18 protein-coding genes are annotated in these 26,393 nt (G+C 72.2%); 10 read left to right on the top strand and 8 right to left on the bottom strand.

Annotation, left to right across the window (positions count from 1 at the left end; genetic code table 11):
- Window positions 1-80: 80 nt before the first annotated feature.
- On the top strand, window positions 81-2,945 hold the full coding sequence (locus V2J85_RS26265) for a SpoIIE family protein phosphatase (RefSeq protein ID WP_330822924.1): 2,865 nt from the start codon (window positions 81-83) through the stop codon (window positions 2,943-2,945).
- Between the two features lie 185 nt (window positions 2,946-3,130).
- On the top strand, window positions 3,131-3,637 hold the full coding sequence (locus V2J85_RS26260) for a hypothetical protein (RefSeq protein WP_330822922.1): 507 nt from the start codon (window positions 3,131-3,133) through the stop codon (window positions 3,635-3,637).
- Between the two features lie 51 nt (window positions 3,638-3,688).
- Here the strand turns inward: V2J85_RS26260 and V2J85_RS26255 are convergent, their stop codons facing one another.
- Window positions 3,689-4,159 (bottom strand): DUF4118 domain-containing protein, encoded by a 471-nt coding sequence (locus V2J85_RS26255; protein WP_261955040.1) that lies wholly within the window; start codon window positions 4,157-4,159, stop codon window positions 3,689-3,691.
- A gap of 243 nt (window positions 4,160-4,402) precedes the next feature.
- On the opposite strand from V2J85_RS26255, the gene V2J85_RS26250 reads away from it, so the two are divergent.
- Window positions 4,403-6,379, top strand: coding sequence for an APC family permease (locus V2J85_RS26250; protein ID WP_261955041.1), 1,977 nt, complete (start codon window positions 4,403-4,405; stop codon window positions 6,377-6,379).
- 76 nt (window positions 6,380-6,455) lie between these two features.
- Here the strand turns inward: V2J85_RS26250 and V2J85_RS26245 are convergent, their stop codons facing one another.
- Window positions 6,456-6,710, bottom strand: a complete 255-nt coding sequence (locus tag V2J85_RS26245) for a hypothetical protein (protein ID WP_330822920.1) — start codon at window positions 6,708-6,710, stop codon at window positions 6,456-6,458.
- A gap of 119 nt (window positions 6,711-6,829) precedes the next feature.
- Here V2J85_RS26245 and V2J85_RS26240 point away from each other — a divergent pair, with 119 nt between their 5' ends.
- Window positions 6,830-7,660, top strand: coding sequence for a TetR/AcrR family transcriptional regulator (locus V2J85_RS26240; RefSeq protein WP_330822919.1), 831 nt, complete (start codon window positions 6,830-6,832; stop codon window positions 7,658-7,660).
- Here the strand turns inward: V2J85_RS26240 and V2J85_RS26235 are convergent.
- Together V2J85_RS26235 and V2J85_RS26230 are read right to left on the bottom strand one after the other, a co-directional pair.
- Window positions 7,633-8,826, bottom strand: coding sequence for an acyltransferase family protein (locus V2J85_RS26235; protein WP_330822918.1), 1,194 nt, complete (start codon window positions 8,824-8,826; stop codon window positions 7,633-7,635). The genes V2J85_RS26240 and V2J85_RS26235 overlap by 28 nt on opposite strands.
- Complete coding sequence (locus V2J85_RS26230; protein ID WP_330822917.1) at window positions 8,823-11,192, bottom strand: glycosyltransferase; 2,370 nt, start codon at window positions 11,190-11,192, stop codon at window positions 8,823-8,825. Before V2J85_RS26230 ends, V2J85_RS26235 begins: the two co-directional genes overlap by 4 nt.
- A 655-nt stretch (window positions 11,193-11,847) precedes the next feature.
- Between V2J85_RS26230 and V2J85_RS26225 the strand changes: the two genes are divergently transcribed.
- Window positions 11,848-12,573: a transcriptional regulator gene (locus V2J85_RS26225; protein WP_330822916.1), complete on the top strand. Its 726-nt coding sequence runs from the start codon at window positions 11,848-11,850 to the stop codon at window positions 12,571-12,573.
- An 87-nt stretch (window positions 12,574-12,660) separates the two neighbouring features.
- Here V2J85_RS26225 and V2J85_RS26220 read toward each other — a convergent pair whose 3' ends face one another.
- Window positions 12,661-14,286, bottom strand: coding sequence for a nucleobase:cation symporter-2 family protein (locus V2J85_RS26220; protein WP_261955047.1), 1,626 nt, complete (start codon window positions 14,284-14,286; stop codon window positions 12,661-12,663).
- A 442-nt stretch (window positions 14,287-14,728) separates the two neighbouring features.
- On the opposite strand from V2J85_RS26220, the gene V2J85_RS26215 reads away from it, so the two are divergent.
- The 3 genes from V2J85_RS26215 to V2J85_RS26205 are packed head-to-tail and all read left to right on the top strand — an operon-like array spanning window position 14,729 to window position 18,715.
- A complete protein-coding gene (locus V2J85_RS26215) occupies window positions 14,729-17,080 on the top strand; it encodes an ABC transporter ATP-binding protein/permease (protein ID WP_261955048.1) in 2,352 nt (783 codons plus the stop codon).
- 16 nt (window positions 17,081-17,096) lie between these two features.
- On the top strand, window positions 17,097-17,654 hold the full coding sequence (locus V2J85_RS26210) for a hypothetical protein (protein ID WP_261955049.1): 558 nt from the start codon (window positions 17,097-17,099) through the stop codon (window positions 17,652-17,654).
- Window positions 17,651-18,715: a serine/threonine-protein kinase gene (locus V2J85_RS26205; protein ID WP_419836837.1), complete on the top strand. Its 1,065-nt coding sequence runs from the start codon at window positions 17,651-17,653 to the stop codon at window positions 18,713-18,715. The genes V2J85_RS26210 and V2J85_RS26205 overlap by 4 nt, the downstream gene beginning before the upstream one ends.
- On the opposite strand, the gene V2J85_RS26200 is transcribed toward V2J85_RS26205, so the two are convergent.
- Entirely contained in the window at window positions 18,712-20,043 is a 1,332-nt protein-coding gene (locus tag V2J85_RS26200; protein ID WP_261955050.1) for a streptophobe family protein, read from the bottom strand. The two genes, V2J85_RS26205 and V2J85_RS26200, sit on opposite strands and share 4 nt — an antisense overlap.
- 476 nt (window positions 20,044-20,519) lie before the next feature.
- Here V2J85_RS26200 and V2J85_RS26195 point away from each other — a divergent pair, with 476 nt between their 5' ends.
- Entirely contained in the window at window positions 20,520-21,593 is a 1,074-nt protein-coding gene (locus V2J85_RS26195) for a DUF6777 domain-containing protein (protein WP_330822915.1), read from the top strand.
- A gap of 186 nt (window positions 21,594-21,779) precedes the next feature.
- Entirely contained in the window at window positions 21,780-22,955 is a 1,176-nt protein-coding gene (locus V2J85_RS26190) for a L,D-transpeptidase (RefSeq protein ID WP_330822914.1), read from the top strand.
- 58 nt (window positions 22,956-23,013) lie between these two features.
- On the opposite strand, the gene V2J85_RS26185 is transcribed toward V2J85_RS26190, so the two are convergent.
- On the bottom strand, window positions 23,014-24,072 hold the full coding sequence (locus V2J85_RS26185; protein WP_330822912.1) for an aldo/keto reductase: 1,059 nt from the start codon (window positions 24,070-24,072) through the stop codon (window positions 23,014-23,016).
- 176 nt (window positions 24,073-24,248) lie between these two features.
- Window positions 24,249-26,306: a phosphocholine-specific phospholipase C gene (locus tag V2J85_RS26180; RefSeq protein ID WP_330822911.1), complete on the bottom strand. Its 2,058-nt coding sequence runs from the start codon at window positions 26,304-26,306 to the stop codon at window positions 24,249-24,251.
- Window positions 26,307-26,393: the final 87 nt, after the last annotated feature.

The following is a 26,393-nucleotide window of genomic DNA, read 5'->3' as shown; positions in this document are numbered from 1 at the left end:
AGCCGATCCAGCGAACGGGACGGGCCGCCGTCGCCGTCGGCGGCGACGCCCGTACGGGGACAGAATGCTAAATATGGGTCATGAGGGAAAAATTCCGGCGAGACGGTGACGGGTCGCAGGACTCGTCGCCGTCCGTCGGAAACCGCCTCCGGGAGCTGGTCACGGCGCACAGCGTGGCGGGCCAGGTGTTCGTGGTGCAGCTCGCCCTCGTGCTGCTGTTGATCGTCGCCGCTGCGGTGGCACTGGTCTTCCAGGCGCAGAGTTCGGTCATGGACGACGCCCGGCAGCGTTCGCGCGTCGGGGCGGAGAGCTTCGCGCACGCGCCGGGCACCCTCGCCGCCATGAAGTCCGCCGATCCGAGCGCGGTGCTGCAGCCCCAGGCGGAGGCGACCCGGAAGGCGACCGGGGTCGACTACATCGTGGCGTTCCGGCCCGACGGCGTCCGCTGGACGCATCCCGATCCGCGGCTGATCGGGAAACGGGTGGTCGGGCCCAGCTTCCGGGAGGCGCTGAAGGGCCGGACGCTGACCGACACCTTCACGTCCGCCCTGGGGACCGCCGTGGCCACCGTGGTGCCGGTCAGGGACAGGAGCGGACCGGTGGTGGGGCTGGTGTCCGTGGGGATCCGGGCCGAGCGGGCGAACCAGCGGGTGGAGCACCAACTGCCGCTGCTGCTCGGGTCCGCCGCGGGAGCACTGCTGCTGGTCAGCGGCGGCGCGGTGCTGGTCAACCGCCGTTTGCGGCGGCAGACGCACGGGCTGGACCCGGCCGAGATGCGGCGGATGTACGACCACCACGACGCGGTGCTGCACGCCGTACGGGAGGGCGTGCTGATCATCGGCAGCGACGGGCGGCTGATGCTGGCCAACGACGAGGCGCGGCGGCTGCTCGATCTGCCCGAGGACGCGGACCAGGAACGGCGGCCGGTCGCGGAGCTGGGGCTGGACCCACGGCTCGATGCCCTGCTGACGTCCGGCCGGGAGGCCACCGACGAGGTCTATCTGGCGGGTGACCGGCTGCTCGCAGTGAACGTCCGGCCGACCGCGCCGTTCGGCGGTCCGGCCGGGTCGGCGGTGACGCTGCGGGACACCACCGAACTGCGGGTGCTGGCCGGCCGGGCCGAGGTGGCCCAGGAGCGGCTGAAGCTGATCTACGACGCGGGGCTGCGGATCGGGACGACGCTGGACGTCGGGCGGACCGCGGCGGAGCTGGCCGATGTGGCGGTGCCGCGGTTCGCCGACGTGGTCTCCGTCGAGCTGCTGGAGCCGGTGCTGCGCGGCGACGAGCCGGAGGCCTCGCTCAGCAGCGACCTGCGGCGGATGGCGGTCCGGGGCGTGCCGGAGGACTCGGCGATCTACCGGGTCGGGGACGTGCTGCGGTTCGTGCCCGGTACCCCGATGGCGACGAGCCTGGCGAGCCGCCGGACCGTGCTCGTACCGGATCTGCGCCGGTCGGAGGAGTGGCGGCGGCAGGACCTGGAGGCCACCCAGCGGGTGCTGGACGCCCGGATCCGCTCGCTGATCAGTGTGCCGCTGCAGGCGCGGGGCGTGGTGCTGGGGGTGGCCAGCTTCTGGCGCTCGGACCATTCCGACGACTTCGAGGACGAGGATCTGACCTTCGCCGAGGAACTGGCCGCGCGGGCCGCGATCTCCATCGACAACGCCCGCCGCTACACCCGCGAGCACACCACGGCCGTCACCCTGCAGCGCAGCCTGCTCCCGCAGGCCCTCCCCGAGCAGTCCGCGCTGGAGGTGGCGCACCGCTACCTGCCCGCGCAGGCGGGGGTCGGCGGCGACTGGTTCGACGTGATCCCGCTGCCGGGTACCCGGGTCGCGCTGGTCGTCGGCGATGTCGTCGGGCACGGGCTGCACGCCGCCGCGACCATGGGCCGGCTGCGCACCGCGGTGCACAACTTCTCCGCCCTCGACCTGCCGCCCGACGAGCTGCTCAACCATCTGGACGAGCTGGTCAGCCACATCGACACCGACGAGGCCCGGGCGGCGAGCCGGCGGCCCGAGGGGACGGACGGCGACGCGGTGGCCTGGCCCGGCATCGGCAGCGATACGGAAGGCATGCGGCCGGGCGGGGGCGGGACCGGGATCACCGGTGCCACCTGTCTGTACGCCATCTACGACCCGGTGTCCGGCCGGGCGACGGTGGCCCGGGCCGGGCATCCGGGCCCGGCACTGGTTCACCCGGACGGGTCCGTGGCGTTCCCCGAGGTGCCGGTCTCCCCGCCGCTGGGGCTGGGGGCGAGCGTGCCCGTGGAGACCGCGGAGCTGACGCTGGCGGAGGGTTCGCGGCTGGTGCTGTACACCGACGGGCTGGTGGAGGACCGCGACCGTGACATCGACACGGGGCTGGCGATGCTGCACACCGCTCTGGCGTCCGGTGGGCGGCGGGACCCGGACGGGATCTGCGCGGCGGTCCTCGACGCGATGCTGCCCGAGCACCCCAGCGACGACATCGCCCTGCTGGTGGCCCGTACGCGGTTGCTGGGGCCCTCCCGGGTGGCCGAATGGGACGTGCCCTCCGACCCGGCCGCCGTGGCGCCGATCCGGGCCGCCTGCATGCGGAAGCTGGAGTCGTGGGGGCTGGCAGCGATCGAGTTCACCACCGAACTGATCCTCAGTGAGCTGATCACCAACGCCATCCGGTACGGCACCCAGCCCATCCAGGTGCGGCTGCTGCACGACCGCACGCTGATCTGCGAGGTCTCCGACGGGACCAGCGCCTCGCCGCACCTGCGCCGGGCCGCCATCACCGACGAGGGCGGCCGCGGGCTGTTCCTCGTCGCCCAGTTCGCCCAGCGCTGGGGCACCCGCTACACCCCCGGCGGCAAGGTCATCTGGACCGAGCAGTCGCTCGACGACGGGCAGCAGGAGGGCGGCCCGGACTCGGCCGAGGACATCCTCGACCAGTGGGACGACGTACCGGCACTGTGACCCGGGGCCGAACGCCCGCCCTCCCTTCGCACCCGGACGCCCGCCCTCTCTGCGTGGCCGGACGACCGTCGTCCCGTCCCGTCCGGGCCCGGACGCCCGTCGTCCCGTCCGCGTCCGGATGCCCGTCCGTGCGCCCGTGGCTAAGCTCGGCCGGGGGGCCGACGACCCGATCACGGAGGCTGGCGATGGTGCTGTTGCCCGATGTGCGTGATGTGGCCCCGCGGCTGGCCACCGGCGCGTTCGTCCTGAATGCCGGGCTGACGATGCTGAAGGCCGACCAGGGGACGGCCGAGGGCGTGCACGGGATGGCCTGCGCCGCGTATCCCTTCCTGCGGAGGATTCCCGCCGAGCGGTTCACCCGGCTGCTGGCGTGCGCGGAGGTCGCGGTCGGCGGGGCACTGCTGGCGCCCTTCGTGCCCAGCCGGCTGGCCGGACTGGCGCTGACCGGGTTCTCCGGCGGGCTGGTCGGGATGTACCTGCGGACCCCGGGGATGCACGAGCCGGGCAGCCCGCGGCCGACCCAGGAAGGCATCGCGCTGGCCAAGGACGTCTGGATGCTGGGGACCGGACTGGGGTTGCTGGCCGCACCGTGCAGGCGGCGGGCCGCCGCGCGGGGCCACCGGTGCGGACCCGGCCACCACCACTACGGCCACAAGGCGGCGCGCCGGCACGTGCGGTGCCGCTGCTGGTGAGGGAGAGCGGGCGGCGGAAGCGGGTGACGGCCCGCCCGCCCGCGGCGCGGCCTAAGCGTGCCGACGTACGGCCCGTAGCGCGGCGGCGCAGCCCGCACCCGCGAGCGCGGCGAGCAGGAGGACCAGCAGGCCGGTCCGGTCCGGTGACCGGAAGGCCAGGTCGGAGTGGCCGTTCAGCACGAAACCGTCGTAGAACAGCCAGGACACCAGGGCCACGGCCGGCCGCAGCACCGGCCGGGCGGGCACGGCGGCGAGCAGCGTCAGCAGCGCGAAGACGCCGAGTGCGACCGCGGGGTGGGCACTGCCCCCGCTCAGCAGCAGGAGGGTCACCAGCAGCGCCGCGGCGACGGCGCCGAGCGGCAGGGCGAGTTCGGCCCCGAGGGTGCGGCCCGGCGGGACCGGGTGCACGCGCGCCGGGCGGGGCGGCGCCGCGGTGCGCGGGCGGGGGCGTGTGGGGGCACGGCGGGTGGGCTGCGGGATGTGCGGGCGGCCCCAGGACGCCGGGGGATGCAGGGTGACCACGGGAACACCTCCTGCCTCGGAACTCCTGCCAGCGTGCGCGTCCGAGGGGGCACGAGGCCGCCTTGTCGGGGGCTTTGACGCCGTGTGTACGGGCCGCAGCGGCATCTTGACGCGATCCTGACGCCGGGTTGGCGCACGGAGCGGGCAGAAGTGGCCAGGGTGGCAGAAACGGGCGGTGGCCGGTGATGCATACTCGCTCCTCGTTGCCCGAACCGACGACCGATGAACGACAGGACGATCCGCATGAGCACGCGTACCCAGGCGGAGCCCGCGCCTGCCGCCCCGGCCGTTCCCGGCCAACGGTGGCGCAGCTGGCTGCTGGACGGACTGAGCAGCCGGGCCGCACGCCACCCCGGGCCGCACGGCACGCCGCCGGCCGAGCACAAGGGGCACCACTGGTGGCGCGTCATGTGCCTCACGGGTGTCGACTACTTCTCGACGCTCGGGTACCAGCCGGGCATCGCCGCGCTGGCGGCCGGGCTGCTCTCGCCGTTCGCCACCCTGGTGCTGATCGCGCTGACCCTGCTCGGTGCCCTGCCGGTGTACCGCAGGGTGGCCAAGGAAAGCCCGAACGGCGAGGGTTCGATCGCCATGCTGGAGCGGCTGCTGCCCTGGTGGGCGGGGAAGCTGCTGGTCCTGGTGCTGCTGGGATTCGCCGCCACGGACTTCGTCATCACGATGACGCTGTCGGCCGCCGACGCCTCGGCGCACGTGGTGGAGAACCCGTTCGCGCCGCAGGCGCTGCACGGTGCGAACCTGTGGATCACCTTGCTGCTGCTGGCCGCGCTGGGCGCGGTGTTCCTCAAGGGCTTCCGCGAGGCGATCGGCATCGCCGTCGGGCTCGTCGGGCTGTACCTGGCGCTGAACGTCGTCGTGCTGGGCACCGCGGCCTGGCACGTGCTGGCGCACCCGGTGGTGGTCGGTGACTGGTGGGGCGCGATGACCGCCGAGCACTCCTCACCGCTGGCGATCGTCGGGGTGGCGCTGCTGGTCTTCCCGAAGCTGGCGCTGGGCATGTCCGGCTTCGAGACCGGGGTGGCGGTGATGCCGCAGATCCGCGGTGAGGCCACCGACACCGCGGCCAAGCCGGCCGGCCGGATCCGCGGCACCCGCCGGCTGCTGACCACCGCGGCGCTGATCATGAGCGGTTTCCTGCTGCTGTCGAGCCTGGCCACCACCCTGCTGATCCCGCAGAAGGAGTTCGAGACCGGCGGTTCGGCCAACGGCCGCGCGCTGGCCTATCTGGCGCACCAGTACCTGGGCGAGGGGTTCGGCACGGTCTACGACGTCTCCACCATCGCCATCCTCTGGTTCGCCGGTGCCTCGGCGATGGCCGGTCTGCTCAATCTCGTACCGCGCTATCTGCCGCGCTACGGCATGGCCCCGGAGTGGACCCGGGCGGTGCGCCCGCTGGTGCTGATCTTCCTGGCCATCGCCTTCGGCATCACCGTCATCTTCAACGCCAGCGTCGACGACCAGAGCGGGGCGTACGCGACGGGTGTGCTGGTGCTGATGCTGTCGGCGTCGTTCGCCTCCACCGTCGCGGCCCGGCACCGGCGGCACCGGGCGGCCGCCATCGGCTTCGGCGCGATCACCCTGGTCTTCGGCTACACCCTGGTCACCAATGTGATCGAGCGGCCGGACGGTCTGAAGATCGCGCTGCTGTTCATCCTCGGGATGCTGCTGACCTCGTTCGCGTCCCGGGTGCACCGCGCCTTCGAACTCCGCGCCGTGCAGGTCGACTTCGACGAGACCGCGGGCCGGCTGATCGACACCGCGATCGCGGCCGGGCCGCTGCGGGTGATCGCGAACGAGCCGCAGGAGCGGGACGCGCAGGAGTACCGGCAGAAGGAGTACAGCCAGCGCGAGGAGACCCACATACCCGACGGGCGGCCGGTGCTGTTCCTGGAGGTGACGGTCACCGACTCCTCGGACTTCACCACGAACCTGCACGTGCGGGGCGCGGAGGAGTACGGCGCGCAGATCCTGCGGGTGGAGGGCGCCGGTGTCGCGAACACCATCGCCGCGGTGCTGATGCAGCTGCGCGAGCGGACCGGCCAGGTGCCGCACGCGTACTTCAACTGGACCGAGGGCCATCCGCTGAGCCACCTGCTGCGGTTCCTGGTCTTCGGTGACGGTGAGGTCGCGCCGGTGACCCGCGAGGTCCTGCGCCGCGCCGAGCCGGACCCGCGCCGCCGCCCGCGCGTCCACGTGGGCTAGCCGCCCGCAGGCAGCAGAACCTCTGACGCCCGGCCCTCGTACATCGTGGGGCCGGGCGTCTCGCACGTCGGCACGGTCAGCCGCGGCGGCCGAGGGCCTTCGCGCGGGTGTGGGACCAGCCGGTCAGCAGCACGCCCGCCGCGACGAGCAGGCCGTGCGCGGCCAGCGTGCCGCCGAAGCCGGCGCCGAGCCAGCCGAGCAGTCCGGTGTTCCGGTGGTCGACGAGCAGCCGGATCGCCCCCTGGGTGAACACCACCATCGCGGCCGCCCCGATGATCTGCAGGATGTCGTACTTCATGGTGCGCAGGTCCCCCTCGCATGCCTGGTCCATCACTTTCCGTCCCGCAGCGGGACGTTACGAACGTACCATTGAGAAATGGGCGTTCAGCCTTGGAATTGCAGGCGAATTCGCATTCCGTCACACATTTTCAGGTGCCGTGGAGGGAAATTGTGCGTGACGAAAAGGACCGGGCGACCGGTCGTGCGTGCCGTATGTGCGGTACGGCGACGGCGCCGGCCGGACGCGGGCGGCCGGCGCTGTACTGCTCCCGCAGCTGCCAGGCCAAGGCGTACCGGCGGCGCAAGCAGCCGCCGGCTCCCCCGGCCGCACCGCCGGCCGGTTCCGCCGCGCAGGCCCGGCGCCGCCGGCAGATCGCCGAGGCGCTCTGGCGGATCGCCGCCGAGCGGGGGCTGCACGCGGCGAGCCTGCGGGAGGTGGCCACGGAGGCCGGGGTGTCGCTGCGCGCGGTCCAGTACCACTTCCGGAGCAAGCACCAGCTGCTGGTCGACGCGCTGCACCTGCTGCACGAGGAGAACGAGCGGATCGCCCGGTCCCGGTTCCGCCAGGACCCGGCCGATCCGCGTGCCGTGCTGCGCGCCGTCCTGGAGGAGTTCCTGCCGCTGGACGCCCAACGGGCCACCGCACTACGGGTGTTCGCGGCCTATTACGCCCGGAGCCTGACCGATCCGGCGCTCGCCGCGGTCTTCCTGGCCGCCGAGCAGCCCCTGGAGCGGCTGGTGGCGGACCTGATCGGGGCGGCCCGCGACGCGGGGCGGACCGCCCCCGGGCTCGACCCGTGGCGCGAGGCCGATCTGCTGGTCTCCGGGGCGATCGGGCTGGGCGGCGACGTCCTGCACCGGCGCCGCTCGCTGGAGGACGTCCGGCGCACCCTGGACTACCACCTGGAACGGATCTTCGCCGGGGACCGGGCGCATACGGCGCAGGTCCCCGGCGGAGGTCCGGGCGAGGGCGGTCAGCGTGACACGGCGGGCCCGGGATAGAACTCGCGCGGCCGGCCGCGGCTGTCCTTGAGCCGGCCGAGCAGACTCGCCGGGTACTCGACGAGCCAGTAGCTCGCGGCGGCCACCGGCAGCGCCGCCAGGAACACGATCAGCAGGGCGGGCCAGAAGCCCGCCTGGCCGCCGGGCAGCAGCCCCGCGTGGTGCAACTGGAGCATCACCGGTTCGTGCCAGATGAACAGGCTGTAGCTGACCAGCCCGACGGCGGTCAGCCAGCGGGCCGTCAACAGCCGGTGCCAGGGCGGGGGTTGGCGTACGTGGAGGGTGCAAAAGATCAGCACCACCCAGAGCACCGAGGCGATCGGGTGGTAGAAGGTGAAGGTGAAGTTCTCCGGACCGGAGTCCAGGGAGAGCGCGAACAGTCCGGCCAGCGCGAGCCCGGCCGGCAGCAGCGCGGCGCGCGGGCCGAGCCGGCCCCGGTCACCGAGCGCGGCCGTCACGACGGCCAGCCCCATCCCGGCCGCGAACCCGCCGAAGCGGGCCTGCGGACCGAAGTACACCACCCAGTCGGTGTGCGGCACCCCGAACCCGTAGTGGGCGACGGCGATCCAGGCGAGCGGCGCGGCGTACAGCACCGCGCAGCCGACCGCGCACACCGCCACCCGGCTGCCGCGCCGCCGCAGCGGCCGGCAGGCCCGTACGGCCAGCGGGCCGAGCGCCACCAGCACCGCGTAGAACAGCACCTCCAGCGACAGCGACCAGGTGGGGCCCAGGGTGTAGAAGATCCGCTGCTGGTCGAAGACGTGGGTGAAGGTGAGGTGTTCCACCAGGTCCCGCCAGTTGCCCGGCAGGGACGGGTTGCGGCCGGCCCAGACGACCAGCACCGCCAGCACGTACAGCGGCAGGATCCGGATCGCGCGCCGGAAGAGGAACAGCCGGGCCGGGCGGAGCGGGCGCCCGTCGATCGCGGCCCGCGCGTACGACAGCGTGAGCAGGTACGCGGACAGCACGAAGAACAGGTCGATGACTTCGAGCGAGAGGGCCGCGCCGACCAGCGGGTTGTCGACCGGCGGGTGGCTGCCCCCGGCGTCGTAGCGGAAGTACTGCTGCCAGACGTGGAAGGCGACGGTGCTCAGCGCCGCCAGTCCGCGGAAGCCGTCGATCGCGCCGGCCCGGTTGCCGGCCGGCGCGGCGGCCCGGGTGCTCATCGGGGGGCCACCGCCTTCACGGCGGCACGCGGGGTGACCCGCCACTGCCGGTCGCCCAGCGCCTCCTTGAGGTGTGCCTGCCGGGCCACCATGTTCTTGAAGTGGCTGTAGAAGACGGTCGAGACGAGGAAGTACGACCAGAACCACGCGCGGCGCGAGCGGAGTTCGGGCACCGCCAGCCGCCAGGCGAAGAGCGCCTGCACGGGGCCGGCCGCCAGGGTGAAGAGCACGGCCAGCACGCACACCGGCACGGCCCAGTCGAGGTGCGTGAAGCCGCCCGCCTTCCACGCCGAGTACAGCAGGATGGGCAGGATCTGCAGGGTCAGCCAGGGCTGTACCTCCCGCCAGCCCAGCAGCACGAACAGGCCGAGCTTCTGACGGGCCGTGAACACCGGTGACGTAAGGCCCCGCCACAGGTGTTTGAGGGAGACCTGGAGCCACCCCTGGGCCCAGCGGGAGCGCTGGTTCCACAGCGCCTTGAGGGTGGTGGGCGCCAACTCCCGGGAGATCAGGGTGCGGTCGACCGCGAACCGGGCGCCCTCGCCCAGGGCGCGCAGCGTCGAGTCGATGTCCTCGGTGAGCATCGAACCGTGCATCCGGGTGCGGGCGAGCAGGTCGGTGCGCCAGAAGCCGTTCGAGCCGCCGAAGACGCCGAAGCCGTAGAGCCGGGTGCGGCCCGGGTGGCTGACCGCGTAGATCGCCTCGAACTCCACCGCCACCAGCTCGGCGACCCGGGAGCTCTCGCCGTTGCGGATCACGCAGTGGCCCTGGACCACGTCGTGGCCGTTGGACAGCCAGTGCCAGGCGTCCTTGAAGGCGGTCGGGGCGGGGTGGTGGTCGGCGTCGAAGATGCCGACGAACTCGCCGCGGACCCGGGTGACCGCGGCGTTGATGTTCTGCGCCTTGGAGGTCGAGCCGGCGACCGGCAGCAGCACCAGCCGCGGGTCGCGGGCGGCGATCTCGCGGAGGGTGTCCTCGACCGGCAGCGGGTGCGGCGTGTTGTACGCCAGCACGATCTCCAGCTCGTTGGGGTAGTCGAGGCGGAGGAACGACTCCACGGTGTCGACGATGGTGGCGGCCTCGTTGGGCAGGTACGCCGCGATGACCGCGCTGGCGGGCGGGTAGGGCGCGCCGGGTTCCTCCGGCCGGGCCGTCGCGTCGAGCGAGAAGAGGCACTCCAGGACGATCAGCACCGCGGAGAGCACCAGTCCGCCCACCACCACCCAGTACATGCCCGAGCCCAGGTCCCAACCGAGCGTGTACGCCTGCTGGTAGAGGGCGAACGGCACCGCGACGCCGAGCAGCAGCGCCAGCACCGGGGAGAGCGCCGAGAGGGCGGGCCGGATCAGCGCGCCGAGCGGCGGCCGGCGGTGCCGGTGCGGCGTGCCGCGCATCCAGGGCGCGTACCGGACCGGCCGCAGGTCGCGGTGGCGGAGCGCCTCCTGCACGGCGTCCAGGGCCTGCGCGGTGGCCTCGGTGCCGGCCGCGCAGCCGGTGAGCGGCAGCCAGCCGATGGCCGGGGTGAGGCGGACGTTCTCGTCGGCGACGATGAAGCGGGTGCCGGCCACGGTGGCGGCGAACTTCACCAGGCCCCGGCGGGCGGTCTCCTCGTCGACGCCGGGCAGCAGCATCAGCAGATGGCCGTCGTCGTCCCAGCCGAGCCGGTCGCAGAAGCTGCCGGCCTGCTCGGCCACCCCGGCCAGCCGCTCGGCGACCTCCCGGCGGACCCGCGGCCCGAGCCGGGCCTCCAGGGTGGTCATCTCGGCGACCCCGACGACGGCGAGCACCCCGCCGTGCCGGGCGGCCTCCGGGCGCTGGAGCTCGCGGTCGAGCTCGTCCAGGAAGTGCGGCTGGGAGTAGAGGCCGGTGCGCGGGTCGCGCAGCAGGCTCTCGACGGGGACCGGGACGCGGCGGAGCTTGGCCTCGATCCGGGCGGAGAGTTCGACCGGGTCGGAGGCCTCGGGTATGCAGTCGTCGGCGCCCTGCCGGAGCATGTCGACGACGTCGGCGGGCTCCGGGGTGGCGGTGACCATGAGCAGCGGCAGCGCCCGCCCGGCGGGGGCGGTGCGGACCTCGCGGATCACCTCCAGACCGGTGTCGTGGTCCGCGACCACGCCGGGACCGGCGTACCCGTCGGGGGCGTCGAGGGCGACGATGGCGTCCGGGTGCGCCTGGCCCATCCGCCGGTAGACCTCGCCGGGCGGGGCGTGGCTGACGTCGTGGCCGGTGGCGCGCAGGGTCCGGGTGAGGCGCTCCAGGCGCGGTCCTGGGGCGCCGACGACGAGTACGTGCGTCGTCGGGTCGAGTGCGTCGTCGAGCAGGGCCGTGGGTGAGCCCTGGTGGTTGTCGTGGTGCGAAGTGAGCACCTGGGAATGTCCTTTCGTGCAAGGAGACATGCGAAAGCGGGCCCGGGCGCCGTACGTGCGGCGGTCCCGGACCGTCAGCCGGTTCAGTCGGCTGTCAGATGCATGACATGCGTTTCACCGCGGTCGTTCTGGATGTCCGTCTCTCCGCGGGACGGACGACGACGCGCGGACGCACGGCCGCTAACGCAGCCTCCAAGCCTCGGAACGCATCGCGGCGTTCCTGCATTGCTCGCATATGAAGGGTCCCATCCTGATCGGATTGTGGGGGGAGGACCGGATGTCAGGTGTGCAGCCGGCCGGTCCGCCACGCGTTCCGGTCGGCAACGCCAGCCTCGGGGTTCACTGTGACGCCCCACCTTCATCTGCGTAACGCTCTCATTACAGCCCGCCGTCCGAGCGGTCTCGATGTGCGCTACCACCCGGTAAGCACCGGGCTATCGGCTATACCCAGTAAGCGAGTTGATGAGGGAAATGGGACAGATCGTACGCTTCTGACGCACCGACCCCTCACACCGCCCCGGCGCCTTCGAGTCGAAGGAGAAATGGAGGTTCGTACCTATGGACGATCTGTTAATCTGCCCGCTCCTGGATGTTCCTCCATCTCCCCTCCCCCCAAAGCACCCTCGAGCGCCGGGTGCAGCGAGGTGTCCCGCACGTGTACAGCACTCCGTTTTCGCCCGCAGAGGCCAGATCCGCGCGGGCCCGCGTGGGCCTGACCACGGCTCAGGTCGCCCAGTCCATGACGGCCTGCGGCGCGCCGGTCCGGCCCGAGCTCATCGAGGCCTGGGAGTACGGCTCCCAGGCGCCCACCGAGGCCCAGCTGTTCGTCCTCGCGGACGTCCTGTGGTGCCCGCCGACCGTGCTGATGGGCGTCGAGCCGCGGACCCTGGCCGAGCACCGGATGGCCCGTCAGATCGGGGTGGACCGGCTGGCCCAGCTGATCGGCATGGACCCGGCGGCCTACCGGGCGGCGGAGGCCGCGAACCGGTGGAACGGTGACTACCGCCAGACCAAGGCCCTGGTGGAGGCGCTCGGGCTGTCGCTGCGGAAGCTGATCGGCGTGATGGGACGGGACGAGGAACTCGCCGGGCACCTGCGGTCGGCCATCGAGGGCCGCTGGAAGGCACACGTCGGACCGGTCATCGAGATCACCACGCTGAACAAGACCCGGGTGAGCGACGCGCTGCGCACCATGCACGCGGAGTTCGCGGAGTTCTCCGAGCGCTACATGGGACACCTGGTGGCGCGCAACGACGACTCCCGCCTCAAGGAGGTCGCGGCCGAACGGTCGGCGTACCTGCGCCGGCTGGCCGACCACTTCTGGGAGCTGATCGGCGAGGCCGGCGAGGCGCCGCCGTTCAACACCGTGACCACCCGCTAGGGACGGTCCCACAGGTCTTGGCCGGGAGCGCGGCGGGCGGGGAGGGGTGCGGGCCCTTCCCCGCCCGCCGCGCGTCCGGGGCCGCGCTCAATGCGTCGGCGTGCCCCAGTGCGGGCCCTGGGGGCCCTGCGGGTGCTGCGGACCCTGGGGGCGCTGGGGGCCGGGCGGGAAGTGCCGGTCCGGGTCGGGCGGGAAGTGCGCGACCGGGCCCTGCGGGTCGTACGGGGCGGCCGCCGGGGCGGGGAAGCCCAGCGGGTCGGCGGCGCCCGCCGGGTCCTGGTCGGCCGGCGAGGGGTACGCCGCGTCGTCCGCCGGCTCCCCGTCGTCCTCCATCTCGTCCCAGTCGATCTCCACCGAGTTGCGGCGGGTGAAGACGTTGAAGAGCAGGTTCAGCAGGATCGCGGTCAGACCGCCCAGCGTGATCCCGCTGTTGAGGACGGCCCGGACGCCCTCCGGCATCCGCTCGAAGAACGGGGCGACGGCGGTCGGCAGCATCGCGGCGCCGAGGCTGACCGCCAGGATCAGCGCATTGCGCTCCTCGCGCAGGTCCACCTTGCCGAGGATCTGGATGCCGACGGTGGCGACCATGCCGAACATGGAGATCGCCGCACCGCCGAGCACCGCGTGCGGGATCGCGGCGACCAGGCTGCCGACCTTCGGCAGCAGGCCGAGGGCGATCATGAAGACGCCGGCCGCGACCACCACGAACCGGCTCATGACCTTGGACATCCGCACCAGACCGATGTTCTCGGCGAATGCCACGTAGGGGAAGGAATTGAAAAGACCGCCGAGGAGGGTCGCGACACCGTCCGCGCGCAGCGCCCGGGCGACCGTGTCGTTGTCCACCCGCTTCCGCGTGATCTCCCCGATGGCATAGACGTCACCGGTGGTTTCCACCATCGTGATCAGCATGACGACGACCATCGCGATGATGGGGAACGGCTCGAACTTCGGCATTCCGTAGTGGAAGGGCGTGCTGACCCCGAACCAGTCGGCGTTCTGCACCGCGCTGAAGTCCACATCGCCGAAGGCCCAGGCGACCGCGGTCCCGCCGACCAGGCCGAGCAGCACGGCGAGGCTGCTGAGGTACGGCTTGCCGATCCGGACCACGGCGAGGATGAACAGCAGGGTTCCCAGGGCGTATCCGAGGTTCTTCAGGTCGCCGTATTCCGGCTTCCCGATCAACTGCGCACCGCCGGCCGCGTCCTGCAGGGCCTGCGGTATCAGCGTCATGCCGATGATGGTGAGGATGGTGCCGATGACGACCGGCGGGAAGTACTTCACCAACTTGCTGAAGAACGGCGCGAAGAGGAAGGTCGCTATGCCCGCGGTGATCACCGCGCCGTAGACGACGAGCAGTCCCGCGGTGCCCCCTCCCGCCCCCTGGCCGATGGCGATCATCGGGGAGACGGCGGTGAAGGTGACGCCCTGGACCAGCGGCATCTTGGCGCCGATCTTCCAGACGCCCAGGGCCTGGATGATCGAGGCGATGCCACAGGTGAACAGGTCCGCGTTGATCAGGTAGACGAGCTGTTCGTGGGAGAGTTCCAGGGCGTTCCCGAGCAGGATCGGGACGATGACCGCGGCCGCGTAGAAGGCGAGGACGTGCTGGAAACCGTAGAGGGCGAGTTTGCCGACGGGGAGCACCTCGTCGACCGGATGCGTTTTCTGGTTCGGGAACTGCGGGTGTTGTTGTCGGGAGACTCGTGCCATCTCTGCCTTGCCTTCAGGAGGTAGGTGAATAAGAAGGACCGGCGCCGTCACGTCCCGGTGGACGGACGGGCCGGCTGGGTCTTACAAAGCCGACGTTGACCGGTGTTGCCGACACCACGTAGCCCTGCGCTGCACTTGCGTCCTGGTTCGGCAGGACTTCCTTCGATCAGCGCGGCAATGTCCGGCATTTCCTGGCATTTTGCGGGTGGCGGCCAATCGGATCGCTCACTTTAGTTGACCTTCGGCCTTCCTCGCGAGTAACCGGCGGCGTTCGCTCGCATAAAGCGCCTATAAAGCCCGCCTTGGCGCTTATAAAGCGGGATCACCGCGTGAATCTCCCTTTTGTGCGCCAGCCTTACCGGGGTCATTGTCGATGCGGGCGGCGATAGGGAGGACCCGCTGCGGACGGGCGGGGCCCGGGCCGCCGCCGTAAAATCCAGGTATGGCTGAGCGGCCGGAAACGCCCACCGCGCCCGAGCTCGTCGTCGAGTCCGACGGCGGCACCCAGGTCATGAATCCCGACCGGGTCTACCACGTGGGGCGGGACCCGCAGAGCGAGGTCGTACTGAGCGACGCCCGGGTCTCCTGGCACCACGCGGTACTGCAGGCCGAGGCCGGCCACTGGACGGTGCGGGACGAGGGCAGTACGAACGGCACCTTCGCGGACGGGCGGCGGGTCCAGGAGTCCGGGGTCGGGCCGGGCAGTGTGATCCGGTTCGGCAATCCCGCCGACGGGCCGTGCGCGGTGCTCTCCCCGGTGCCCCGCCCGGAGCCGGTCGGGCGCCCGTCCTCCGTGTCGCACCCCGCCGGCACCCATACCTTCCGCGCTCCCAGTTCCGTACGGCCGATCCCGGCCGCCCGGACCACCCGGATCGGCCGCGCGCCCGACAACGACCTGGTCGTCGACGACCTGTCGGTCTCCCGCCGGCACGCCGAGCTGCGGGCCGGCCCGGAAGGCTTCGAGATCGTCGACCTGGGCAGCCACAACGGCACCTACCTCAACGGCCAGCCGGTCGACCGGGCCCCGCTGATCCCCGGCGACATCGTCGGCATCGGCCACTCCGCGTTCGCGCTGGTCGGCGACGAACTGCAGGAGTTCATCGACACCGGCGAGGTCTCGCTGGACGTCCAGGACCTGAGCGTCCGGGTCGACGGCGGCCGGCGGCCGGAGAAGACGCTGCTGGACCGGGTGTCGTTCCCGGTCGGTGAGAAGACGCTGCTCGCCGTGGTCGGCCCGAGCGGCGCGGGCAAGTCGACGCTGCTCAACGCGCTGACCGGGCTGCGCCCCGCGAACGACGGCACGGTGCTCTACGACGGCCGCGACCTGTACCGCGACTACGCCGAGCTGCGCCAGCGCATCGGGCTGGTGCCGCAGGACGACATCCTGCACCTGCAGCTGACCGTGCGCCGGGCGCTCGGTTACGCGGCGCAGCTGCGCTTCCCCGAGGACACCGCGAAGGCCGAACGGCAGGCCCGGGTGGACGAGGTGATCCACGAACTCGGCCTGGACGCCCGGGTGGACCAGCCGATCCACAGCCTGTCGGGCGGGCAGCGCAAGCGGGTCAGCGTGGCCCTGGAGCTGCTCACCAAGCCGTCGCTGCTCTTCCTCGACGAGCCGACCTCCGGGCTGGACCCCGGGATGGACCGGTCGGTGATGCACATGCTGCGCGGCCTGGCGGACGACGGCCGTACGGTCATCGTCGTCACCCACAGCGTGCTCAGCCTGGACGTCTGCGACCGGCTGCTGGTCCTGGCGCCGGGCGGCACCATCGCGTACTACGGGCCGCCGGAGGAGGCGCTGCCGTACTTCGGGTTCACCCAGTGGCCGGAGGCGTTCGAGGCCTTCGAGAACGAACAGGACCGGGACTGGGCGGGCACGTACCGGGCCTCGCCGCAGCACCGGCGCTACATCGCGATGGACACCCACCAGCCGCCGCGCGCCCCGGAGGCGCCGGCCGGGTCGGTGGCCGCGCACAAGCCGCAGAGCTGGGGCGGCCAGCTGCGCACGCTGGTGCGCCGGTACGCGGCCGCGCTGACCGCGGACCGGACCTTCCTGATCATCATGGTCGCGCTGCCGTTCGTGATGGGCGCGATGGCGCACGCCCTGGCCGGGTCCTCGCTCACGCCGGACACCGCGCTCAACGCCCTGCTGATCCTGTGCGTCGGGGCGGTGCTGACCGGCGCCGCCAACGCGGTGCGCGAACTGGTCAAGGAACGGACCATCTACCAACGGGAGAGAGCCGTCGGCCTGTCCCGCTCGGCGTACCTGATGTCCAAGGTGCTGGTGCTCGGGCTGATCACGGTCGTCCAGGCGGTGGTGCTGACGCTGGTCGCCCTGACCGGGGTGAAGCTGAACGCGCCCGGCGGCAAAGGGGTGTTGATGCCCGCCCTGATCGAAATCATCCTCGCCGTCGCACTGTTGGCGTTCACCGCCATGATGCTCGGCCTGGTGGTGTCCGCGCTGGTGCGCAAGGAGGAGGTCACCATGCCGCTGCTGGTCCTCCTCGCGATCGTCCAGGTCGTGTTCTGCGGTGCGCTGCTCCAGCTGAACGGCGTACCGGGACTGGAGCAGCTGGCGTGGCTGGTGCCCTCGCGGTGGGCGCTGGGCGCCATGGCGGGCACCATCGACCTGCACCGGCTGCTGCCGGACCCCAGCACCGCGGACCCGCTGTTCCGGCACACCGCCGGGATCTGGCTGCTCGACATGGGCATGATGGTCGTGCTCTCGCTGGTCGCGGGCTTCGTGGTCACCCGGCTGCTGCGGCGGCACGAACCCGAGATCATGCGCGAGTAGCAGCGAGGAGCCGCCTGTGACCGCCCCCGTGTTCCTCCCCAGCCATGTCGTCCCGCCGGAGGGTATGGCGACGTGGTCGGCCCCGGACGCGACCATGCCGAGCGCGCCGCTCGATCCGCTGCTGCCGGTCCAGGTCCTGGAGCGGCGCGGCGACTGGGCCCTGGCACTGTGTTCCAACGGCTGGTCGGCCTGGGTGGACGGGCGGCTGCTGCTGTCGATCCCGCGCGATCCGCCGTCCGCCGCGCAGCCCGCCGCCCGGACCGCGGACCCGCGGCCGCTGCTGGGCGCGGCGGAGGGTGCGCTGGTCAGCTACCGGCAGCTGGTCGAGGAGCTGGCGGCCGGTCAGCTGGACAGGCAGTCGTTCGCCGAACGGACCCGGGGCAACCGGATCGGGGTGGTCGTGGACGGCGACGCGATCTGGCTGTACGACGCCCGGCACGAGCGGTGGTGCTACTGCGACGGGGTGTCGTTGCAGACGTACGCGGTGGGGTCCCGGCCGTCGTCGCGCAGCGGCGAGGACGAGATGCCGGCCACCTCCCAGTCGGCCACTCCCCCGCCGGGTGAGTACCGGTGACCGGCGCACCGGGCGAGCAGGACCGGTCGCGCACCACCGCGCCCGACTCCTCCGGGCTGCGCGGGCGTCGGATCGCCGAGTACCTGCTGCAGGAGGAGATCGGCCGGGGCGGGATGGCGGTGGTCTACCGGGCGGAGGACCTGCGGCTCGGCCGGACCGTGGCGGTGAAGCTGCTGGCGCCCGAGCTCGCCCGCAACGACAGCTTCCGGCAGCGGTTCGCGCGCGAGTCGCGGGTGGCCGCGGCGATCGACCATCCGCACATCGTGCCGGTCTTCGAGGCCGGCGAGACCGAGGGCATGCTCTACATCGCGATGCGGTACGTCCAGGGCAAGGACCTGGCGGCGCTGCTGGCCCGGGAGGGACCGCTCTCGTTGGAGACCACGTGCCGGATCGCGCTGCAGGTGGCCTCCGCGCTGGACGCGGCGCATGCGCACGACCTGGTGCACCGGGACGTCAAGCCGGGCAACATCCTGATCGCCGAGGGGACCGACAGCGACCGCCCCGAGCACGCCTATCTGACCGACTTCGGGCTGACGAAGAAGTCGCTGTCGCTGACCGGGCTCACCAGGGTCGGCCAGTTCGTCGGCACGCTGGACTACGTGGCGCCCGAGCAGATCTCGGGCCGGCCGGTGGACGGCCGGTGCGACGTCTACAGCCTGGCCTGTGTGGTCTTCGAGATGCTGACCGGGGCGCCGCCGTTCCGGCGGGAGGACGACATGGCGCTGCTGTGGGCCCACATGAACGCCGCGCCGCCGGTCCTCACCACGCTGCGGCCGGATCTGCCGCCGGCCGTCGACCCGGTCTTCACCCGCTCGCTGGCGAAGACGCCGGACGACCGGTACGAGACCTGCCGGGGCTTCGTGGCGGCGCTGCGCGCGGCCGGGCGGACCGTCACACCACCTCCCGCGGAACCGGCAGGTCCGCAGGGTCATCCGCTGACGCAGGTGGACACCGGGGGTGCCGCGGCCGTCGTTCCGCCGGAGCCGGCCGTCCCGCGCAGCCCGGCACCGCCGCCCCCGCCGCCCTGGGCGGCCCCGGTGTTCCGGGGCCGGACGCACTAGCGGCGCGGAGGGTGGTGGCCCGGGCCGTCGTCGTCCGGTACCTCGCCGCGGTGCCGTACGCCTCGGGCCAGGAGGCTGCCGAGGAAGCCGGTGACCAGTCCCCAGGCGGCGCCCACGCCGACCAGCCGGAGGAGCTGGGGTTGCAGGGAGACCCGGCCGCCCAGGTTGCCGCCGAGGTCGCCGATGCCGATCAGGGAGAGCCCGTAGTGGGCGTAGATCCGGGTGAGCATGCCGACGACGAACAGGGTCAGCGCGAGGGCCACCGCCAGCTCCACGGCGTGCCGCCAGGCCGGCCGCCGGGCCGGGGAGCGGACCGCGGACAGGAACGCGGCGGTCAGCAGGACCACCGCCGCGATCACCGGCAGCCACCAGGCGCGGCCGTCCTGTTCGGCGAGTGAGCCGAGGTCGAGGGTGCCCTGCTCGTGGGTGCGCAGCACCCGGTCCAGGGCGTGCGGCAGGGGCAGCCCGATGGCTTTGTCGACATGTCCGGTCCAGCCGCCGCCGGTCCCGATGCCGAACGCCATCCAGGCGAGGTTGGGCAGCCCGAGGAAGACCACCGCGAGGGTGTCCGTGGGGTGGTCGCCGGCGATCAGCTGGATGACCGCGACGACCAGCGCGATGGCCACGTAGACCAGCAGGGTCAGCACCATGGCGTAGGCGGGCGGCCGGAGCGAGTCCTGGTAGTGCAGCAGCCGGGAGGAGAGCGGGGCGCGGCGGGAGACCAGGAAGGTCAGCGCGAGGACGGCCAGCACCCACAGCAGCCCGAAGCCCAGCGTCGCGCCCAGGTCGGGGCGGAAGCCGACGGTGGGGGTGGTGCCCAGTTCGGCGCCGATCTCGTCGGCGAGATCGTTGCCCACCGAGATCCGGAAGCTGTGCCGGGCGGCGAGCGCGATCAGCAGCAGGAGGACCAGCCAGCACACGGCCGTCCGGGCGACCCGGGCGAGCAGTTCCGCGGTGCCGGCCACCGCCCGGTGGCGCAGCGGCAGCAGGAAGACGGCGGCGGTGACCAGCGCACCGGCCAGCGTGACCGAGAGCGGTACGACGTCGAGCGCGGCGTCCGCCTGGACGATGATCCCGGCGTCGCCGGTCAGGCCGATCGAGCCGCCGGCGGCGACCACGACGGTGGCCGCGACGACGGAGAGGAACGCCCCGCCCGGCAGGTCCGTGGCGCCGGCCGCCCACAGGCCGAGCGCGGCGACCACGATCATGGTCACGAGACCGGCCGCGGCCGCCCCGAGGGCCTGCGCCCAGCCCCGGAGGACGGCCGGTACGCCGCCGGGGCGGACCGGTCCGGGACCGGCCGGGGCGGGGCCTCGGATCTGGCTCACGCGCTGCCTCCTCACCCTCCCCGGCGTTCAGCAATTGTCACAACTGCCGCAATTACCTCATCCGTCGAACGTGCCCGCCACCGTAGGCACGCCCCTCTCCACCCACGCGCGTCTCGTCGCCCCGCTTGCGGACCGCGCCGACCTGATGCAGACAATTGCCTATAAAGGGAATAGAAAGCACCACATCCGCGTGGCCGGATGGCCCTGTGCCGGAAGAGGGACCCGTGACATCTCCACCGCCGCCCGACAGCCACCCCACCGGGCCGCCCACCGGCCCGCTCTCGGGCCGGCCGTCCGTCCCCCCGCACGAGCCGACGCGGGCGGGCTCCGGCCCCGGGCGCCCCCAGCCGCAACCCGGCAGACCGGAAGGGCCGAGGCCCCCGGGCGGCCGGGGCCGCGGCGGCGGGGGCGGTGGCTGGGGCGGCGGAACCGGGGGCGGCGGTCCCTGGTGGCGCTCCGCGCCCCGGGTCGCCATCGTGGCCGCGGCCGTCGTCGCGGCGGTGATCCTGACCATCGTCCTCACCCGGCCGGGCGGCGGCTCCGCCTCGGCCGAGCTGTTCGCCGAACCGGCCGGCTCGGTCGGCCAGAACCCGGTCACCGCATCCACGGCGAACGAGTCCGGCTCGGCCCCCTCGATCCGCCCGGTGAAGCCCTCCCAGGGCACCAACAGCCAGATCCCCGGCTCGATGCCGGGCCTCTACGGCGGCACCGAGCACACCGCGAGCTGCGACGTCGAGAAGCAGATCAAGTACCTGGAGAGCCAGCCGGCGAAACGGCAGGCGTTCGCCGGGGTGCTGGACAAGGCGCCCGGTGACGTCCCGTCGTACCTGCGGTCGATGACCCCCGTACAGCTGGGTTACGACACCCGGGTCACCAACCACGGCTACAAGGACGGCAAGGCGTACGGCTTCCAGTCGGTGCTGCAGGCCGGCACCGCCGTGCTGGTGGACAGCTACGGGGTGCCGCGGGTGCGCTGCAAGTGCGGCAACCCGCTGACCGAGCCGGAGGCCCTGGCGCAGGGCGCCAAGACGACCGGCCAGACCTGGCCCGGCTACCAGCCCACCAACGCGGTCGTCGTCACGCCCGCGAATTCGCAGATCCAGGAATTCACCCTGCGCAACCCGAAGACCGGCCAGTGGTTCAAGCGGCCCAAGGGCGAGTCCGGCGTGACCGGGGACCACCCGTCGGCCCCGCCGAAGGAGACGCCCAGCGGCCCGCCGTCCTCGATGCGCCCGTCCGGGCCGCCCTCACCGGGCGAGACCGTACCGGGCTCGCCGACGACGGAACCCGGCACGCCGCCCTCCGGTGGTTCGTCTCCGCCGGGGAGCAGTACCGGCAGCGGCTCCAGCTCCGAGGGCGGGACGACGCCCGGGACACCGAGCGTCCCCAGCGAGGGCACGACCGGCGGCCAATCGTCCACGGGCGGCGAAACGCCCGGCGGGTCCACACCGGGTGGCTCCACACCGGGCGGGTCCACCCCAGGTGGCGGATCGTCGGGCAACGAGTCCCATCCGAGCGGCGGCGGACAGACACCGGCCCCGGCCACCTGACGCGGCCGACACGGCCACCACACACCGCTCGATATCGAACCGTGTCCTGAAATTCCGGCGCGGCGGACAACCTCCACAGCGGACACACCCTCTGCATAGGCGGCGGGTGCATGGGCAGCCTTGACGGTTCCCCCCTTTCCAGGGCCGGGCCCCGCCACTGTCAGCGTTCTGCTTTGGAGGGACCCCGTGCACGCCGCACTCCGCCGCCACCCCGCCCGGTTGATACCCGTTCTCGCAGCGGCGGGTCTGCTGACCGCGTGCGGCGGCGGCGCCGGCTCGACGAAGGCCGACGAGCCGCCGGCCAAGGTGACCGTCACGCCGGCCGCGGGCAGCAAGGCCGCCAAGCTCGGCTCGGCGATATCCGTACGCGCCGCCGGCGGCAAGCTGACCTCGGTCGACGTCAAGGACGACAAGGGCGGCACGGTCGACGGCCGGCTGTCCGGTGACGGCACGTCATGGACCTCCGACGGCAAGGTCAAGCCGGCGACGACCTACACCGTACGGACCCGGACGACCTCCGACCAGGGCCGGAAGGCCGCGGCCAGCTCGACCTTCACCACCGAGAAGGCCGACAAGATCAACAAGCTCACCAACACCCCGGGCGGCGGCCAGACCGTCGGCACCGGCATGCCGATATCGATCCTCTTCGACCACCCGATATCCCAGGACCGGCGCGCCGAGATCGAGAGGGCGCTGAAGGTCAGCACCCAGCCGAAGGTCACCGGCGCCTGGGGCTGGGTCAAGGACTACTCCGGCAAGGACCGGATCGACTGGCGCCCCAAGGACTACTGGCCGAGCGGCACCAAGGTCTCGGTGAAGGGCGCGCTGTCCGGCATCAACTCGGGCGACGCCGGCGGCTGGTTCGCCCGCGACTACGACTTCGGCTTCACCATCGGCGCCGACCACAAGGCCGTCATCGACGTACCGGCGCACCGCCTGACGATGTACGAGAACGGCAAGAACGTCGGCAGCATCACCGGCTCCGCCGGCTCCCCGCAGGACCCGACCCGCGGCGGCGTGCACACCGTCCGCAGCAAGAACGCCGCCGAGACCATGGACTCCGCCACCATCGGCCACGGCAGCGAGTGGATGCTGGACTCGCAGTGGGTCACCCACCTCACCGCGTCCGGGACCTTCCTGCACTCCGCCCCGTGGAACAAGTCCCTCGGCGTGGTCAACAACAGCCACGGCTGCTTCGGCATGACCACCTCGGACGCCAAGAAGGTCTACGACTTCCTGAGCATCGGCTCCACGGTCGAGGTGAAGGGCACCTCCAACCCCAACAAGACCGACGTGGGCAACGGCCTGGAGGTCTGGCAGGAGACCTGGCAGCAGTGGCAGCAGCGGAGCGCCCTGAAGTAGTCACGAGCGGAACCGTGCCTTCCGGCACCGGCACCGTCCGGGCCGGAAGGCACGCCGGTCACCGGATCCCGTCGACCGTACGGCGGTAGGTCGAGCGCCGGTCCTCGATGTCCGGCCAGCGGTCGCCGTAGACCGTGTCCAGGATGCCCGGCTCCCGGAGGAAGTCGTGCGGGAAGCCCAGCGGCACCGCGCTCACCCGGTCGAGCCGGGCCCGGGCGTCCGCGTCCAGCTCGACGTCGACGCTGGCGAGGTTGTCGGCGAGCTGGCTCTCCTTGGTGGCGCCGATGATCGGGATGATGTTGCCGGGCCGGCCGCGCAGCCAGGCCAGCGCCACCTGCGCCGGACTCCAGCCGCCCCGCTCGGCGATCTCCAGCACCGCGTCGACGGTCTCGTCCACGTTGTGGTCGCGGGCGACCTCGGAATCGACGGTGGTGAGCCGGCCCTGTTCGCCGCGGCGGTACTTGCCGGTGAGCTTGCCGGCCGCCAGCGGCGCCCAGGCCAGTACGGCCAGGTCGAAGGCGCGGGCCTGCGGCAGCAGTTCCCGCTCCGGGGTCCGCTCCAGCAGGTTGTAGCGCAGCTGCGAGCCCGCGAAGGCGGTCCAGCCGCGGAGTTCGGCGAGGGTGTTGGCCTGGGCGATCTCCCAGGCCGGCCAGTCCGAGACCCCGACGTAGAGCACCTTGCCGGCCCGCACCACGTCGTCGAGCGCCCGCATGACCTCCTCGACCGGGGTGAAGTTGTCCCGGGCGTGCACCCACAGCACGTCGAGGTGGTCGGTCCGCAGCCGCGCGAGGCTGGCCTCGACCGAGCGGATCAGGTTCTTGCGGTGGTTGCCCGCCGCGTTCGCGTCGCCCTTGCGCGTGGCGCAGGTGTACTTGCTCGCCAGGACGAAGGCGTCCCGGCGGCCCGCCAGGAGTTCCCCCAGCATCCGCTCGGAGGAGCCCTCGGTGTAGTTGTTGGCGGTGTCGAGGAAGTTGCCGCCCGCGTCGGCGTAGGCGTCCAGGATCCGGGCGCTGGTCTCCTTGGGGGTGCCCCAGCCCCATTCCTCGCCGAACGTCATCGTTCCCAGGCTCAGCTCGCTCACCCGCAGGCCGGTCCTGCCGAACAGTGTGTAGCGCACGTGGTTCCCTTCGGTCCGCTCTGGCCGGTTTGGTCCGCACGTCACGCTAGGAGCTGGAGCGCAGTTCAGGGCAAGTCACCGGCGCGTACGGGCGCGCGCGGCACCGGGCGCCGCCCCGGTGGGCGGTGCCGTGCGGGGCGCCCGCGTGTGCGGCGGGCGCCCCGTCGGGTGGTCCGTCAGCCGGTGATGATCGCCGGGTCGCTGACGCCGACCTGGCCGTTCTCCACGTGGCCGGCGAACCGGCGCAGGAAGGTCTTGTCGGTGTCGGAGGTGACCGACAGGTCGTACCAGCGCTTGCTCGCCCGCAGGTCGATCTCCTGCTTGACGGTGGCGCCGGCGCGGACCGGGTAGGTCTGCGCGGCACCGCCGTAGGCGTTGGTGACGGTGAGGTGGGCGGTCGTGCTGCCGGGGTTGGTCAGCGTGAGGACCAGGCGCCCGGTGGCCGCGTCATGACGGGCGGTCACCTCGGGGCCCTTCTTCTTGCCGTCGCCCTTGAAGGTGCGCAGGAAGCCGTTCGGCCCGAAGACGGACAGGTCGTAGACGCCCTTGGAGTAGGCGGTGTTCCAGGTGTCGGAGATCTTCTTGCCGGCCTCCGTGGTGTACGTCCAGGGGCCGTCGGTGCGGTTGCCCGCGGTGACGGTGAAGCAGGCGCCGGCCCGGTCGCCGGCGCTGAAGGTGAGCGCGAAGCGCCCGGTGGACGCGGTGCCGGCGCCGTCGACCAGCGGCGCGTACGGCAGCGGGCGGGACCGCCGGGAGCCGGGCTCCTGCTTGGGCAGCACGGGGTTGGCCGGCGGCTTGGGGACGTAGCTGTCGTGCCGGTCCCGGTCCGGCGGCTGGTAGCCGTCGGTGTCCGGCAGCGCGGCCGGCTTGGTGTTCTCCAGGGAGAAGTCGAAGGCCGAGGTCAGGTCGCCGCAGATGGCCCGCCGCCAGGGCGAGATGTTGGGCTCGTGCACCCCGAAGCGGCGCTCCAGGAACCGGATGATGGAGGTGTGGTCGAACGTCTCGGAGCAGACGTAACCACCGGTGCTCCAGGGCGAGACGACGAGCATCGGCACGCGCTGGCCGAGGCCGTAGGGGCCCGCGGAGTAGGACGCGTTGCCGCCGAAGTAGTCGAGCGTGGTGTCCACGGTGGACAGGCCCTGGTCGGCGGAGGCCGGCGGGTACGGCGGGATGACGTGGTCGAAGTACCCGTCGTTCTCGTCGTACGTGATGAACAGGGCGGTCTTGCTCCACACCTCGGGGTTGGAGGTGAGCGCGTCCAGGACCTGGGAGACGTACCAGGCGCCGTAGTTGGCGGGCCAGTTGGGGTGCTCGGAGAACGCCTCGGGGGCGGCGATCCAGGAGACCTGGGGCAGCTTGCCGGCCTTGACGTCGGCCTTGAGCTGGTCGAAGTAGCCGTCGCCCGCCTTGGCGTTGGTGCCGGTGCGGGCCTTGTCGTAGAGCGGGTCGCCGGGCTTGGCGTCGCGGTACTGGTTGAAGAAGAGCAGCGAGTTGTCGCCGAAGGTGCCGCGGTAGGCGTCCTCGATCCAGCCCCACTTGCCGTTGGCGTCCAGGCCGTCACCGATGTCCTGGTAGACCTTCCAGGAGATCCCGGCCTTCTCCAGCCGCTCCGGGTACGTCGTCCAGCTGTAGCCGGCCTCTTCGTTGCCCAGGACCGGGCCGCCGCCGGAGCCGTCGTTGCCGACGTGGCCGGAGAACATGTAGTAGCGGTTGGGGTCGGTGGCCCCGATGATCGAGCAGTGGTACGCGTCGCAGATGGTGAACGCGTCGGCCAGCGCGTAGTGGAACGGGATGTCCTTGCGGGTCAGATAGGCCATCGTGCCGGTGCCCTTGGCGGGGATCCAGCTGTCGTACTTGCCGTTGTTCCAGGCCTTGTGGCCGCCGGCCCAGTCGTGGTTGAGGCCCTCGATGAACTGCATGCCGAGGTTGTCGGCGTCGGGGTGGTACGGCAGGACGTCCTTGCCGCCGTCCGGCTGGTGCCATACGGACTTGCCGCTCTCCAGGATGACCGGGCGCGGGTCGCCGAAGCCCCGGACGCCCTTCAGGGAGCCGAAGTAGTGGTCGAAGGATCGGTTCTCCTGCATGAGCACCACGACGTGCTCGATGTCCTTGATGGAGCCGGAGTTGCGGGTGGCGGGGATGGCGGCGGCCCGGGCGATGCTGCTGGACAGCGCCGAAACGCCCGCGGTGGCACCGGCGATCTGGAGGAATCGCCGCCGATTGAGTTCAGCCATGAGTCTGAGGACCTCGCGATATGGGGGGCTGGGGAATGGGGGGACGGTGCTGTTCGGTTGTGTGAGGTGCTGTGCGGTGACAGACGT

The sequence above is a fragment of the Streptomyces bugieae genome, from assembly GCF_036352915.1.
Taxonomy (GTDB): domain Bacteria; phylum Actinomycetota; class Actinomycetes; order Streptomycetales; family Streptomycetaceae; genus Streptomyces; species Streptomyces endophytica.
This window is presented reverse-complemented; position numbering and strand designations above follow the sequence as displayed.

Excerpts from the sequence above, each read along its gene's own strand:
- V2J85_RS26265 (WP_330822924.1), top strand. The coding sequence starts at position 81 with ATGAGGGAAAAATTCCGGCGAGACGGTGACGGGTCGCAGGACTCGTCG.
- V2J85_RS26260 (WP_330822922.1), top strand. The coding sequence starts at position 3,131 with ATGGTGCTGTTGCCCGATGTGCGTGATGTGGCCCCGCGGCTGGCCACC.
- V2J85_RS26250 (WP_261955041.1), top strand. The coding sequence starts at position 4,403 with ATGAGCACGCGTACCCAGGCGGAGCCCGCGCCTGCCGCCCCGGCCGTT.
- V2J85_RS26245 (WP_330822920.1), bottom strand. The coding sequence starts at position 6,710 with ATGGACCAGGCATGCGAGGGGGACCTGCGCACCATGAAGTACGACATC.
- V2J85_RS26235 (WP_330822918.1), bottom strand. The coding sequence starts at position 8,826 with ATGAGCACCCGGGCCGCCGCGCCGGCCGGCAACCGGGCCGGCGCGATC.
- V2J85_RS26220 (WP_261955047.1), bottom strand. The coding sequence starts at position 14,286 with ATGGCACGAGTCTCCCGACAACAACACCCGCAGTTCCCGAACCAGAAA.
- V2J85_RS26215 (WP_261955048.1), top strand. The coding sequence starts at position 14,729 with ATGGCTGAGCGGCCGGAAACGCCCACCGCGCCCGAGCTCGTCGTCGAG.
- V2J85_RS26180 (WP_330822911.1), bottom strand. The coding sequence starts at position 26,306 with ATGGCTGAACTCAATCGGCGGCGATTCCTCCAGATCGCCGGTGCCACC.